The 12,868-nt window shown below is 60.0% G+C and carries 14 protein-coding genes; 12 read left to right on the forward strand and 2 right to left on the reverse strand.

The genetic code is table 11. The features are described from left to right. Window positions 1-158: 158 nt before the first annotated feature. From ACZ89R_RS26485 to ACZ89R_RS26530, 10 genes are all read left to right on the forward strand, one after another. Window positions 159-530 (forward strand): chemotaxis response regulator CheY, encoded by a 372-nt coding sequence (locus ACZ89R_RS26485; RefSeq protein WP_008072643.1) that lies wholly within the window; start codon window positions 159-161, stop codon window positions 528-530. Window positions 531-560: 30 nt separating this feature from the next. Beyond that, entirely contained in the window at window positions 561-1,349 is a 789-nt protein-coding gene (locus ACZ89R_RS26490; protein WP_008072644.1) for a protein phosphatase CheZ, read from the forward strand. 71 nt (window positions 1,350-1,420) lie between these two features. After that, on the forward strand, window positions 1,421-3,661 hold the full coding sequence (locus tag ACZ89R_RS26495; protein WP_218394192.1) for a chemotaxis protein CheA: 2,241 nt from the start codon (window positions 1,421-1,423) through the stop codon (window positions 3,659-3,661). A gap of 49 nt (window positions 3,662-3,710) precedes the next feature. After that, window positions 3,711-4,844 carry a protein-glutamate methylesterase/protein-glutamine glutaminase gene (locus ACZ89R_RS26500; protein WP_123496059.1) on the forward strand — a complete coding sequence of 378 codons (1,134 nt, stop codon included), beginning with the start codon at window positions 3,711-3,713 and terminating at the stop codon, window positions 4,842-4,844. Further along, entirely contained in the window at window positions 4,844-5,584 is a 741-nt protein-coding gene (locus tag ACZ89R_RS26505) for a flagellar motor protein (protein WP_008072647.1), read from the forward strand. The genes ACZ89R_RS26500 and ACZ89R_RS26505 overlap by 1 nt, the downstream gene beginning before the upstream one ends. A 12-nt stretch (window positions 5,585-5,596) precedes the next feature. Further along, the gene (motD, locus tag ACZ89R_RS26510; protein WP_429547606.1) at window positions 5,597-6,490 is read left to right on the forward strand and encodes a flagellar motor protein MotD; all 894 of its coding nucleotides are present in this window, start codon (window positions 5,597-5,599) and stop codon (window positions 6,488-6,490) included. A gap of 43 nt (window positions 6,491-6,533) precedes the next feature. Next, window positions 6,534-7,322, forward strand: coding sequence for a ParA family protein (locus ACZ89R_RS26515; RefSeq protein WP_030130563.1), 789 nt, complete (start codon window positions 6,534-6,536; stop codon window positions 7,320-7,322). Window positions 7,323-7,439: 117 nt separating this feature from the next. After that, window positions 7,440-8,315 carry a CheW domain-containing protein gene (locus tag ACZ89R_RS26520; RefSeq protein ID WP_429547605.1) on the forward strand — a complete coding sequence of 292 codons (876 nt, stop codon included), beginning with the start codon at window positions 7,440-7,442 and terminating at the stop codon, window positions 8,313-8,315. Window positions 8,316-8,403: 88 nt separating this feature from the next. Beyond that, on the forward strand, window positions 8,404-8,889 hold the full coding sequence (locus tag ACZ89R_RS26525; protein WP_007894224.1) for a chemotaxis protein CheW: 486 nt from the start codon (window positions 8,404-8,406) through the stop codon (window positions 8,887-8,889). Then, a complete protein-coding gene (locus ACZ89R_RS26530; RefSeq protein WP_429547604.1) occupies window positions 8,890-9,282 on the forward strand; it encodes a DUF2802 domain-containing protein in 393 nt (130 codons plus the stop codon). It begins immediately after the preceding gene. A 115-nt stretch (window positions 9,283-9,397) separates the two neighbouring features. Here ACZ89R_RS26530 and ACZ89R_RS26535 read toward each other — a convergent pair whose 3' ends face one another. Next, window positions 9,398-9,727 carry an EscU/YscU/HrcU family type III secretion system export apparatus switch protein gene (locus ACZ89R_RS26535; RefSeq protein WP_429547603.1) on the reverse strand — a complete coding sequence of 110 codons (330 nt, stop codon included), beginning with the start codon at window positions 9,725-9,727 and terminating at the stop codon, window positions 9,398-9,400. After that, complete coding sequence (fliK, locus tag ACZ89R_RS26540) at window positions 9,724-11,298, reverse strand: flagellar hook-length control protein FliK (RefSeq protein WP_429547602.1); 1,575 nt, start codon at window positions 11,296-11,298, stop codon at window positions 9,724-9,726. The genes ACZ89R_RS26535 and fliK overlap by 4 nt, the downstream gene beginning before the upstream one ends. 196 nt (window positions 11,299-11,494) lie before the next feature. Between fliK and ccmA the strand changes: the two genes are divergently transcribed. Together ccmA and ccmB are read left to right on the forward strand one after the other, a co-directional pair. Further along, window positions 11,495-12,130 carry a cytochrome c biogenesis heme-transporting ATPase CcmA gene (ccmA, locus tag ACZ89R_RS26545; RefSeq protein ID WP_008072658.1) on the forward strand — a complete coding sequence of 212 codons (636 nt, stop codon included), beginning with the start codon at window positions 11,495-11,497 and terminating at the stop codon, window positions 12,128-12,130. Continuing rightward, window positions 12,127-12,795, forward strand: coding sequence for a heme exporter protein CcmB (gene ccmB / locus ACZ89R_RS26550; RefSeq protein WP_429547601.1), 669 nt, complete (start codon window positions 12,127-12,129; stop codon window positions 12,793-12,795). The genes ccmA and ccmB overlap by 4 nt, the downstream gene beginning before the upstream one ends. The last annotated feature ends 73 nt before the right edge of the window (window positions 12,796-12,868 follow it).

Below are 12,868 nucleotides of genomic sequence, written 5' to 3' on the forward strand. Positions count from 1 at the left end.
GGAGACACTGCGAACGAGGTGGGTACGGCATTTTGCTGCATCGGCCACGGCCCGTTGTAATCCATGCAACTGTTGAGTGTTACGCCGAATTGATTGAACGGCGCGTTCAGGTGCTGCGCGCGTTTTAAGACTGCTTGGAGGTCGAATTGGACAAGAATATGAAAATCCTCATCGTTGATGACTTCTCAACGATGCGGCGGATCATAAAAAACCTGTTGCGTGACCTTGGGTTCACCAACACGGTCGAGGCGGATGACGGTATTACCGCGATTCCGGTCCTCAACAGCGGGAGCATCGACTTTCTGGTAACGGACTGGAACATGCCCGGCATGACCGGTATTGATCTGCTGCGCCACGTGCGTGCCGATGAAAAACTCAAACACCTGCCGGTGTTGATGGTCACGGCCGAAGCCAAGCGCGAGCAAATCATCGAAGCCGCTCAGGCGGGTGTGAACGGCTATGTGGTCAAGCCATTCACGGCTCAAGCGTTGAAAGACAAGATTGAAAAGATCTTCGAACGCATCGGTTGATGTGCAAAGCCAGTCCGTCACGGGGGAGCTATGGAGCATAACGAATCTTCACAGGGCGATTTTGAGTCGACCCTGAAAAAACACGCGGTCGAACTGGTCGAAAGCCTTGAAAAAGGCAGGTTCGGCGACGCTGTGCAACTGATCCATGAGCTCAACCAGACCCGTGACCGCGGCCTGTATCAGGAAGTGGGCAAGCTCACCCGCGAGCTGCATAGCGCGATCGTCAATTTCCAGATTGACCCGCACATGCCGCAAGCCGAGGAAGTGTCTCAGATCACGGATGCCACCGAGCGCCTGGGGTATGTGGTCAAGCTGACCGAGGCCGCAGCCAACCGCACCATGGACCTGGTGGAAAACGCCACGCCGCTGATCAACAGCCTGAGCGACGAAGCTCAGGCGCTGAGCACGGATTGGGGACGGTTCATGCGTCGCGAAGTCGGGGCTGAAGAGTTCCGTGAACTGGCCCGGCGGGTCGACGGTTTCCTGACCCGCAGCAGTGAAGACAACCGCGTCGTGTCGAGCAACCTCAACGACATTCTGCTGGCCCAGGATTACCAGGACCTCACCGGTCAGGTGATCAAGCGCGTGACCCAGTTGGTCACCGAAGTTGAAAGCAACCTGCTCAAGCTCGTGCTCATGGCCAGTCAGGTCGACCGCTTTGCGGGTATCGAACATGACCGTGAAGCGATGCTGGCTGAAAAAGATCCGCAAAAACATCTCTCTCAGGGTGAAGGTCCGCAGATTCATGCCGATAAAAGAGAAGACGTTGTGTCCGGTCAGGACGATGTGGACGATTTGTTATCCAGCCTAGGATTTTAGAGTTTTAGCATTCTAGAGTTTTAGCATTTTAGGTTTTTTAGGTTTTTAGACCTTTAGGAGCACCCCCCTTAATGAGCTTCGGCGCCGATGAAGAGATCCTTCAGGATTTCCTGGTTGAGGCCGGCGAGATTCTAGAGCAACTGTCCGAACAGCTGGTCGAGCTTGAAAGCCGACCGGATGATGCGGATTTGCTCAATGCAATTTTTCGCGGTTTTCACACTGTAAAAGGGGGCGCCGGCTTCCTCCAGCTCAACGAGCTGGTGGAGTGCTGTCACATCGCCGAGAACGTGTTCGACATCCTGCGCAAGGGTGAACGACGCGTCGACTCGGAACTGATGGACGTGGTTCTCGAGGCACTGGACGCGGTGAACGGCATGTTCAGCGAAGTCCGCGAACGCAGCCCGATCACGGCTGCCACGCCTGAGTTGCTTGCAGCGTTGGCCCGTTTGGCCGAGCCGCAAACCGCCGATGAGTCGGCACCGGTCGCCGAGGTGGTGGAAGAACCTGCCGCTGAAGAGTCGGGCGACATCACGGATAACGAATTCGAACAACTGCTGGACTCGCTGAATGCCGTCAAGGCTCAAGCCGAGGCTCCAGCGGCTGCGCCAGTGCCGACCAGCGATGCCTCGGCCAGCGACGAAATCACCGATGCCGAGTTCGAGTCGTTGCTCGATCAATTGCACGGTAAAGGCCAGTTCGCCCCCGATGCAGTGGTCGCGGCGCCCGCCGCACCGGCGGCCCCGAAAGCGCCAGGCGACAGCTCCGACATCACCGACGACGAGTTCGAAGCACTGCTCGACCAGTTGCACGGCAAAGGCAACTTTGCGGTCGATGCATTGGAGTCGGCGATTGCTTCGGCTCCGGCCCCGGCTGCGCCAACCGCTAAAGCGGCCGGCGACGATCTGATCTCCGATCACGAGTTCGAATCACTGCTCGACGAATTGCATGGCAAAGGCAAGTTCACCGAGGTTGGCACTGGCGCAGTGGTTTCTGCTCCTGTCGCCAAGGCGCCAGCACCGGTTGCGAAACCTGTGGCCAAAGCGCCCGAGCCAAAAGCCGAAGCGCCGAAACCGGCCGCCGCTGCTGCACCGGCACCTGCTCGTGCCCCTGCCGCTCCGCCACCGGAAAAACCGGCCAGCGAAGCCGAGACCACCGTGCGGGTCGATACCGCGCGTCTCGACGAGATCATGAACATGGTCGGCGAGCTGGTACTGGTGCGTAACCGCCTGGTCCGCCTGGGCCTCAACAGCGGCGACGAAGCCATGTCCAAGGCCGTGTCGAACCTTGACGTGGTCACGGCCGACCTGCAAACCGCGGTCATGAAGACCCGGATGCAGCCGATCAAGAAAGTCTTCGGGCGTTTCCCGCGTCTGGTTCGAGACCTGGCTCGCCAGCTCAAGAAAGAGATCAACCTGGAGCTGGTCGGCGAAGAAACCGACCTCGACAAGAACCTCGTCGAGGCCCTGGCCGACCCGCTGGTCCACTTGGTGCGCAACTCGGTCGACCACGGTATTGAAGAGCCGGCTGAGCGCGAAGCGATGGGCAAGCCTCGCAGCGGCAAGGTGATTCTGTCCGCTGAACAGGAAGGCGACCACATCCTGCTGTCCATCTCCGATGATGGCAAAGGCATGGACGCCGATGTTCTGCGCGGTATCGCCGTGAAGAAAGGCCTGATGGACAAGGATGCGGCGGACCGTCTCAGCGAAACCGATTGCTTCAACCTGATCTTCGCGCCGGGGTTCTCGACCAAGACCGAGATTTCCGACGTTTCCGGGCGTGGCGTGGGCATGGACGTGGTGAAAACCAAGATTGCCCAGCTCAACGGCACCATCAATATCTACTCGACCAAGGGCAAGGGCTCGAAGATCGTCATCAAGGTCCCGTTGACCCTGGCGATCATGCCGACGCTGATGGTCATGCTCGGCAACCAAGCGTTCGCGTTCCCGCTGGTGAACGTCAACGAGATCTTCCACCTTGACCTGTCGCGCACCAACGTGGTGGACGGCCAGGAAGTGGTGATCGTGCGGGACAAGGCGCTGCCGCTGTTCTACCTCAAGCGCTGGCTGGTCAGCTCCGCCGCTCATGAAGAGCAGCGCGAAGGCCATGTGGTGATCCTTTCGGTGGGCACTCAGCGGATCGGCTTCGTCGTCGATCAACTGGTGGGCCAGGAAGAAGTGGTCATCAAGCCATTGGGCAAAATGCTCCAGGGAACCCCGGGCATGTCCGGCGCCACCATCACCGGTGACGGCCGCATTGCGCTGATTCTCGATGTTCCGAGCATGCTCAAGCGTTACGCCGCACGGCGTATTTGATTCTGGGGGAGCGGGGCGACTGAGCCTCGCCCCGTCTAACGGAGTGTTTATGGCAGTCAAAGTCCTGGTGGTGGACGATTCGGGGTTTTTCCGCCGCCGCGTCTCGGAAATTCTTTCAGCGGATTCCAATATCCAGGTCGTCGGTACGGCGACCAACGGCAAAGAGGCGATCGATCAGGCGCTGGCGCTCAAGCCGGACGTGATCACCATGGACTACGAGATGCCGATGATGGATGGCATCACGGCAGTGCGGCACATCATGCAGCGCTGCCCGACCCCGGTGTTGATGTTCTCCTCGCTGACTCACGAAGGCGCGCGGGTCACCCTCGATGCGCTGGACGCTGGCGCGGTGGATTTCCTGCCGAAGAATTTCGAAGACATCTCGCGTAACCCGGAGAAGGTCAAGCAACTGCTGTGCGAGAAAATTCTCAGCATCTCGCGCAGTAACCGTCGTGTCAGCGCCTACAGTGCCCCGGCTCCAGTGGCCGCACCAGCCCCGACGCCTGCGCCTTCGAGCGTCAGCAGCTACGGCAGCAGCAGTGCGCCTGCGCGTCCGGCCCCGGCACCGATTCCGGCTCGCAGCCATGCAGCGACGCCGTCGTCTCCAGCGCCGAAACGCAAAGCCTACAAATTGGTCGCCATCGGCACCTCCACCGGTGGCCCGGTTGCCCTGCAACGGGTACTGACGCAGTTGCCGGCCAACTTCCCGGCCCCGATCGTGTTGATCCAGCACATGCCGGCAGCCTTCACCAAGGCCTTCGCCGAGCGTCTGGACAAGCTGTGCCGCATCAGCGTCAAGGAAGCCGAGGATGGCGACATCCTGCGTCCGGGCCTGGCGCTGCTGGCGCCGGGTGGCAAGCAGATGATGATCGACGGCCGCGGCGCAGTGAAAATCCTGCCGGGCGACGAGCGTCTGAACTACAAACCGTGCGTGGACATCACCTTCGGCTCCGCGGCCAAATCCTACGGCGACAAAGTTCTGGCGGTGGTACTCACCGGCATGGGCGCCGACGGTCGCGAAGGCGCGCGTCTGCTCAAGCAGGGCGGCAGTGCGATCTGGGCTCAGGACGAAGCCAGCTGCGTGATCTACGGCATGCCCATGGCGATCGTCAAAGCCGAACTCGCGGACGCGGTGTACAGCCTGGACGATATCGGCCGTCACCTGGTCGAGGCGTGTCTCTGATGGATGTACTCAGCCTTATCGGGATCATCATGGCGTTCGTCGCCATCATTGGCGGCAACTACCTTGAAGGCGGTCACCTCGGCGCGCTGGCCAACGGCCCGGCAGCGTTGATCGTACTCGGTGGGACCGTTGGCGCAGCGCTGCTGCAATCGCCGATGAGCGCCTTCAAGCGCGCCATGCAGATTCTCGCCTGGATTCTGTTTCCACCGCGTGTGGACCTGGCTGGCGGCATCGATCGCGTCGTGAACTGGAGCCTGACTGCCCGCAAGGAAGGTTTGCTCGGTCTGGAAGGGGTGGCCGACGCCGAACCCGACAGCTACTCGCGCAAAGGTCTGCAACTGCTGGTGGACGGCGCCGAGCCGGAAGCGATTCGCAGCATTCTGGAAGTGGATTTCTACACCCAGGAAAGCCGCGACATCGAAGCCGCCAAAGTCTTTGAAAGCATGGGCGGCTACGCGCCGACCATCGGCATCATCGGTGCGGTAATGGGCCTGATCCATGTCATGGGCAACCTGGCCGATCCATCGCAGTTGGGCAGCGGCATTGCTGTTGCCTTTGTCGCCACCATCTATGGCGTGGCCAGTGCCAACCTGATATTGCTGCCGGTTGCCGCCAAGCTCAAGTCCATCGCGTTGCGGCAGTCGCGTTATCGCGAGATGTTGCTGGAAGGGATTCTGTCGATCGCCGAAGGTGAAAACCCTCGCTCTATTGAGTTGAAGCTTCAGGGCTTCATGGATTAAGGGAATAACCTCATGGCTCGTCGTCGGCAACCTGAAGAACACGTAAACCATGAACGCTGGCTCGTTTCCTACGCCGACTTCATTACGTTGCTGTTCGCTTTCTTTGTGGTGATGTACTCGATTTCTTCGATCAATGAAGGCAAGTACAAGGTCATTTCCGAGGCGTTGATCGGGGTGTTTACCGACTCTGATCGCGCCCTCAAGCCGATCCCTATTGGTGACGAGCGACCGAAGACCGTGACCCCGGCCAAGCCGCTGGTCAAGGACAGCGAACAGGTCGACGCTGGTATCGCCCAGGCTGCCAACGATCCGCTCAAAAGCATTGCCGATGACATCAGCGCGGCGTTCGGCGACTTGATCAGTTCCAACCAGATGACCGTGCGCGGCAATGAGTTGTGGGTCGAGATCGAGCTCAATTCCAGCCTGTTGTTCGGCAGCGGCGATGCCATGCCCAGTGACATCGCCTTCAACATTATCGATAAGGTCGCCGCGATCCTGAGGCCGTTCGACAACCCGATCCACGTCGAAGGCTTTACCGACGATCAGCCGATTCGCACCGCGCAATACCCGACCAACTGGGAGCTGTCCTCGGCCCGTTCGGCGAGCATCGTGCGCATGCTGGCGATGCAGGGTGTGAACCCCGGTCGTCTGGCGTCGGTGGGTTATGGCGAGTTCCAGCCGGTGGCCAATAACGCCACCGCCGAAGGCCGGGCGCGCAACCGTCGGGTGGTGTTGGTGGTTTCACGAAATCTCGATGTGCGCCGCAGCCTCACGGGTACCGGAACGGCTCATGCACAACCGGATGCCGCGTTGAAGCGGGCTGGCACACAAACTGCACCAGCTCCGGTCAAGTCGCCGGGACGAGAGAGCGCCGTCAATTCTCCGTCACCCGCATTAATACGTTGAGCTATTTCTCGGTCGACCTTTTCGACCGGGAGGAACAATCCGAATGAGAGTCTGGGCAGTCGCCAATCAAAAGGGTGGTGTCGGTAAAACCACTTCCTCCATCGCTTTAGCCGGTTTGCTGGCTGAGGCGGGCAAGCGCGTGGTTGTGGTCGATCTCGACCCCCACGGCTCCATGACCAGCTACTTCGGTTACGACCCCGACAGCCTGGAACACAGCAGCTACGACTTGTTTCTGCATAAGGGCAGTGTGCCGCAAGGCTTGCCCGGTCAGTTGCTGATGCCCACCAGTGACGAACGCATTTCCCTGTTGCCATCGAGCACCGCGCTGGCAACCCTTGAGCGCCAGTCGCCGGGCCAGAGTGGTTTGGGCCTGGTGATCGCCAAGAGCCTGGCGCAGTTGTGGCAGGACTTCGATTATGCGGTGATCGACAGCCCGCCGTTGCTCGGTGTGCTGATGGTCAATGCCTTGGCGGCCAGCCAGCAGTTGGTGATTCCGGTGCAGACCGAACACTTGGCGGTCAAAGGCCTGGAACGCATGGTCAACACCCTGGCGATGATCAACCGCTCGCGCAAACAGGCGCTGCCGTTCAGCATCGTGCCGACCCTGTTCGACCGTCGCACCCAGGCGTCCCTCGGCACCCTTCGCGTGCTGCGCGACAAATACCCGGAAGAAATCTGGCAAGGCTACATTCCGATCGACACCCGCTTGCGTGACGCGAGCCGGGCAGGGCTGACGCCTTCGCAATTCGACGGCAAGAGCCGTGGCGTTCTCGCTTACCGTGCACTGCTCAAGCATTTGCTGGCGGCACAACTTGTTCCGCAGGTGGCGTGAGATGAACTCAATCCCTGTAGGAGCTGCCGCAGGCTGCGATCTTTTGATCTTGCTTTGTGACACCTTCGAATCCGCCAAAAGATCGCAGCCTTCGGCAGCTCCTACGATGGTGCGCGCATGACTCGTCCGGTGAAAATCACCTCGCGTCCGCAACTGGCCCTCCAGTCCTATCTGGACAGCTTGCTGCAAGACGCGACCGAAGAGTTGTTGCCAGAAGTCGAGGCGCTGCCCGAGGTTGTCGAGGTTATCGAGGTTGAGGCCGCGCTGGATGAGTTCCAGGCTGCCGTGCTTGAAGAGCAGGCCCGTGATGCGCAGAAACCGGCCGTGGCCGTTGCACCCATCGTTGCGTCAGTGGTGAAAGCAGCGGTGGCCGTGATCGAAGCGCCGGCACCGATTCTGGCGCCCGTGTCGACGATTGCACCCCTGCTGCAAGCGTTGGTGCCGCCGTTGGTTGAAGTTCATCTGCCGCCCAGCAACACGCCGCCACCGGTGGAAACCGACGGTCGTCCGGTATGGGCTGCCGAGCCGTTCGAGTGCCTGTTGTTCGACGTCGCCGGGTTGACCCTGGCGGTGCCGCTGGTGTGCCTGGGCTCGATTTATTCCTTGGCCGGTCATGAGCTGACACCGTTGTTCGGCCAGCCGGAATGGTTCCTCGGGATCCTGCCGAGTCAGGCCGGCAACCTGAAAGTACTGGATACCGCGCGCTGGGTCATGCCGGATCGTTATCGCGATGATTTCCGCCAGGGCCTGCAATACGTTATTTCGGTTCAGGGCTACGAGTGGGGGCTGGCGGTGCATCAGGTCAGCCGCTCTTTGCGTCTGGACCCGAACGAAATCAAATGGAGAAGTCACCGAGGTCAGCGGCCATGGCTCGCCGGCACAGTGATTGAGCACATGTGTGCGCTGCTGGACGTTTCCGCCCTGGCCGAGTTGATCGCCAGCGGCGGGGCAAAGCACATGAGCGGCAGCAAGCCGCTACACAAACCGACATAGCTGCCGACATAACAAGTATGCGACGGCATTGTTGAATGCTGCCTACAGAACACACACCGCCAGAAGCGGTTTTTCGAGGGGTCAGGGTATGAGTAATCAAGCGACGAATGCAAAAGGTTCTGAAGATCCGATCCTGCAATGGGTAACCTTCAAACTGGACAACGAAACCTACGGCATCAACGTGATGCGCGTTCAGGAAGTCCTGCGCTACACCGAAATCGCCCCGGTCCCGGGTGCTCCGAGCTACGTGCTGGGCATCATCAACCTGCGCGGTAACGTGGTCACCGTGATCGACACCCGTCAGCGCTTCGGCCTGATGAATGCCGAGATCAGCGACAACACCCGTATCGTCATCATCGAAGCCGACAAGCAAGTGGTCGGGATCATGGTCGACAGCGTGGCTGAAGTGGTTTACCTGCGTCAGTCGGAAATCGAGACCGCGCCGAACGTCGGTAACGAAGAGTCCGCCAAGTTCATTCAAGGCGTGTGCAACAAGAACAACGAACTGCTGATCCTGGTCGAGCTGGACAAGATGATGAGCGAAGAAGAATGGTCGGAACTGGAGAGTATCTGATTGATTCTTGAGGTGGCTGTCATTGTCCTGTTCCTTTTATGGGCAGGCACGCTGGCGATGTTCCTGGCGTACATCCGCGCTCAGCGGCAGATCGCCGTGCAACAGGCCGAGGGCGATGCGCTGCGCGATCAGCGCATCAAGGACCTGGCCAAACGCGTCGACGACTACCAGAACGGCAACGTGCGCATGGGTGAAGACCTGCACGAACTGCGCGCCGTCGTCGGGCCGTTGCCGGACAAACTGGCGCAGCTGGAGCAGCGTGATCCGTCGAGCCTTTCATTCGCTCAGGCAGCGCGCTTGGTGGGGATGGGCGCGAGCGTCAGTGAGCTGACGCAGTCCTGTGGGTTGACTCAGGCTGAGGCGGAGTTGATGAGTAAGTTGCACAGGAGCTGAAGATCAAAAGATCGCAGCCTCGTTGCACTCGACAGCTCCTACAGGGTGTACACCATCCCAATGTAGGAGCTGTCGAGTGCAACGAGGCTGCGATCTTTTTGCATTCAACAAAGATTCAATAATCATCCCCGTGCTCGGTAATGTCCTTCTCTACCATCGGCGCATGCGGATCATGCCCCTGCGGAAACTTACCCTTCAAATTCCACGCAAACGCAATGATCTCGGCAATCGTGCGGTACAACTCCTGCGGAATACTCTCCCCCAATTCCATCCGCGCCAGCAATCTCACCAGCTCGGCGTTTTCGTAGATCGGTACTTCGTAATCCCGGGCAATCTTCAGAATGGCTTCGGCCAGTTCCTCGTCACCTTTGGCCGTGAGGGTAGGGGCGTGGGTGCCGTCGTATTTGAGGGCGATGGCCTGGCGCGGTGTGGCGGATTCGTTCATGCGGTTTCGTCGACCCAGCGTTGTTCAAGACGGGTTTGAGGGCCTTGCGGCGGTGTGCCGAGGTGACAATCCAGATCGCCGACGTTCAGGCCTGACGCCAGCAGGCGTTCGCGCAGCCCGGCCAGATTGCTTTCGATCAGGCTGGCGGTGTACGGCCGTTCGGCCCATAGCTGACTGGAGAGGCTGCCTTTGATCAGCTGCGCCTGAATCTGCAATGGCCCCAGCGGTTCCATGTCGAATGCCAGATCGACTCGCCACAATTGTTGTTTGGGTTCGTGTTCGTCGCGGCGTTCGTGCGGTTGTTCTTTCTCCGGTGCTTCTTCGCGCTGGAATTTGACCTGCAATGGCACGATGTCCTGCAGGTTGCGCATGGGGATTTCCAGTTGCCAGGTGCTGAGCAGCCGACCGTCGTCGGTGAGGCCGGTCTGTTCCAGGCTCGACAGTTGATGGCTTTGCAGGCGCGAGACGGCCGCCGCCGCCAGGCGCAGCAAATGTTCCAGATCGCCTTCACCATCCTGACTTTGCAGCAGGCGCTCGGGGAGCGGGAAACTGGTCGGCGACGGTTTGGCGCTGACTTGCCCAAGCATTCCCAAGGCGCTTCGCACGAAGCTGGGCAGCGCTTGTGCCAGTGTATTGGCGGCGATGATCGCGTTGAGATTGGTATTGGCCGGCAGGCCCGGCGTCAGTTGCGCGATCAGCTTGAGCAGGTCGCCCTTCATGTCTGGCGCCAGCGTCGGGTTTTGCCCCGTCAGCAGTTTCGCTTCAAGGAACAGACCGCTGTTGGCCAACGCCTGGGCCAGGCCTTTTGGTGTACTCAATTGCTGAACGTCCGGCAGGCCGGCGAGCAATTTGTCTACGGCGGCGCGCAGGGCGCTGGAGGTCTGATCCGATGGAGGCAGGTTTTGCAGGACTTTGAGCAAGCCATCCAAAGAGCCCTGGCGACTTTGCTGGCTGACCAATTGCTGCGTCACCGCCAACTGTTCCTGACGGCTGCTCAACGGGACGAACTTCAGGGTCTGGGTGTCCTGCACCAAGGCGCTCAGCAAGGTACCGATGCGCAGTGGCGTCGGGCTGTCGATGCTCAGCGTGCTGCCACTCAGCGCGGTATTGAGCAGGCTCACCATCGAGCGAAACACCGTCGGCTGACCCGGCACCTGCGGCATGACCTGAGAGGTCAATACTTTGCCTTGCAGCAAGGTGCCGACCGGCAGTTGCGTCGTGTCGATGCGGGTGAGCGTCGCAACGCTGGAGGCGATGGCCTGTTGCACCGTGACCGCCAGGTTGCCCGCCGATGGCTGGGTAATCGCCAGGCTGGTGCCTTGGGGCAACGGCTGAGTGCTGGTGGCCTGGACCGTGGTCTGGCGGCCGCTGTCGAGGGTGACCTTGAGCAACAGTTGAAAGGTCTGATCCGTCTGCTTGAGCGACAGCACTTCAGCCTTGGCGGTTTGCCCAACGGAGATCAGGCCCTCCATCGGCGTCAGCAGCTTGAGTAGATCACCACTCACCACCAGCGGCCGCGAAGTCGCGGGCGTGGTCGGCGGCAGCGGGAGGATGTTCATTTCGCCTGTCATACGCGGTCACAACCTGAGGAAAATGCACTCTTTAGAGTAGGGCATGGCATGTATAATGCCGCCCGTCTTCGGGGAGTGGCGAAAACATTGCATTTGTTTGACCTGGCTCTCTAGAACAAGCCGCCAATGCATCTATGCTGCATCTCTTTAGCGGCCGCCCTGCCGCCGACTTGAACCGCAAAAGGCCCGTGATCTCTTGACCAGTCCTGTTCTGCAAACCGTTGCCCTTGCCTGTGAGCGAGACCTTCGGCTGCTCTTCGAAAATCTCGAATTGAGACTGGCCAGTGGCGAAATGGTACAGATCAGCGGCCCCAACGGCAGCGGCAAGACCAGTCTTTTACGTCTGCTTTGCGGCTTGATGCATCCGACTGCCGGGCAGGTGCTGCTCAACGGCTTGCCACTGAATGAACAGCGCAGCGAACTGGCGCGCAACCTGTTGTGGATCGGCCATGCCGCCGGCATCAAGGACCTGCTGACCCCCGAGGAAAACCTCAGTTGGCTCTGCGCCTTGCATCAACCGGCCTCCCATGAGGCGATCTGGCAGGCGCTGACGGCGGTGGGGCTGCGCGGTTTCGAGGATGTTCCTTGCCATACCCTGTCTGCCGGTCAGCAACGTCGCGTCGCGTTGGCACGGTTGTATCTGGACAGCCCGCCGCTTTGGATCCTCGATGAGCCGTTTACCGCGCTCGACAAACAAGGCGTGGCGCAACTCGAAGAACACCTGGCAGCGCACTGCGAGCGAGGTGGCATGGTGGTGCTGACCACTCACCACACGCTGACCCGAATGCCTGCCGGCTATCGTGACATTGATTTGGGGAACTGGGCCGTATGAGTGTTTTCGGCCTGTTGGTCGCCCGCGAGGCACGTTTGCTGTTCCGCCGTCCTGCCGAATTGGCGAATCCGCTGGTGTTCTTCGCCATCGTCGTCTCTTTGTTCCCGTTGGCGGTCGGCGCGGGGCCTCAATTGTTGCAAACCTTGTCCCCGGGGCTGGTCTGGGTGGCAGCGCTTTTATCGGTCTTGCTCTCGCTGGACGGGCTCTTTCGCAGTGATTTCGAAGACGGATCGCTTGAGCAGTGGGTCCTTTCGCCGCACCCCCTGCCTATTCTGGTTTTGGCCAAGGTGCTGGCACACTGGGCGTTTTCCGGCCTGGCGCTGGTTTTGCTCGCACCCTTGCTGGCATTAATGCTTGGTTTGCCTGCCGCCTGTCTGCCGGTGTTGCTGCTTTCTTTATTGCTCGGTACACCGGTGCTGAGCCTGCTCGGTGCGGTGGGCGCGGCGTTGACGGTAGGATTGAAGCGCGGTGGCCTGTTATTGGCGCTGCTGATTCTGCCGCTGTACATCCCGGTGTTGATTCTCGGCAGTGGCGCCTTGCAGGCGGCATTGCAGGGCATGCCGGCGACCGGTTATCTCTTGTGGCTTGGTAGCCTGACCACCCTGGCGATAACCCTGACACCTTTTGCAATAGCTGCTGGCCTGAAGATCAGCGTCGGCGAATAATGAGGTCTGGTCAAATTTTGATCAGTAAAGACCCTTGGCTCTTCAAAGCGAAGAGCACCCGTGATGGAAACAG

Source organism: Pseudomonas sp. TE3728 (assembly GCF_056279145.1).

What these genes read in the sequence shown, in the direction of transcription:
- ACZ89R_RS26485 (WP_008072643.1), top strand. Translation starts at nt 159, where the DNA reads ATGAAAATCCTCATCGTTGATGACTTCTCAACGATGCGGCGGATCATA.
- motD (WP_429547606.1), top strand. Translation starts at nt 5,597, where the DNA reads ATGGCTCGTCGTCGGCAACCTGAAGAACACGTAAACCATGAACGCTGG.
- fliK (WP_429547602.1), bottom strand. Translation starts at nt 11,298, where the DNA reads ATGACAGGCGAAATGAACATCCTCCCGCTGCCGCCGACCACGCCCGCG.
- ACZ89R_RS26500 (WP_123496059.1), top strand. Translation starts at nt 3,711, where the DNA reads ATGGCAGTCAAAGTCCTGGTGGTGGACGATTCGGGGTTTTTCCGCCGC.
- ACZ89R_RS26525 (WP_007894224.1), top strand. Translation starts at nt 8,404, where the DNA reads ATGAGTAATCAAGCGACGAATGCAAAAGGTTCTGAAGATCCGATCCTG.
- ACZ89R_RS26520 (WP_429547605.1), top strand. Translation starts at nt 7,440, where the DNA reads ATGACTCGTCCGGTGAAAATCACCTCGCGTCCGCAACTGGCCCTCCAG.
- ACZ89R_RS26505 (WP_008072647.1), top strand. Translation starts at nt 4,844, where the DNA reads ATGGATGTACTCAGCCTTATCGGGATCATCATGGCGTTCGTCGCCATC.
- ACZ89R_RS26490 (WP_008072644.1), top strand. Translation starts at nt 561, where the DNA reads ATGGAGCATAACGAATCTTCACAGGGCGATTTTGAGTCGACCCTGAAA.
- ACZ89R_RS26495 (WP_218394192.1), top strand. Translation starts at nt 1,421, where the DNA reads ATGAGCTTCGGCGCCGATGAAGAGATCCTTCAGGATTTCCTGGTTGAG.
- ACZ89R_RS26515 (WP_030130563.1), top strand. Translation starts at nt 6,534, where the DNA reads ATGAGAGTCTGGGCAGTCGCCAATCAAAAGGGTGGTGTCGGTAAAACC.
- ACZ89R_RS26535 (WP_429547603.1), bottom strand. Translation starts at nt 9,727, where the DNA reads ATGAACGAATCCGCCACACCGCGCCAGGCCATCGCCCTCAAATACGAC.
- ccmB (WP_429547601.1), top strand. Translation starts at nt 12,127, where the DNA reads ATGAGTGTTTTCGGCCTGTTGGTCGCCCGCGAGGCACGTTTGCTGTTC.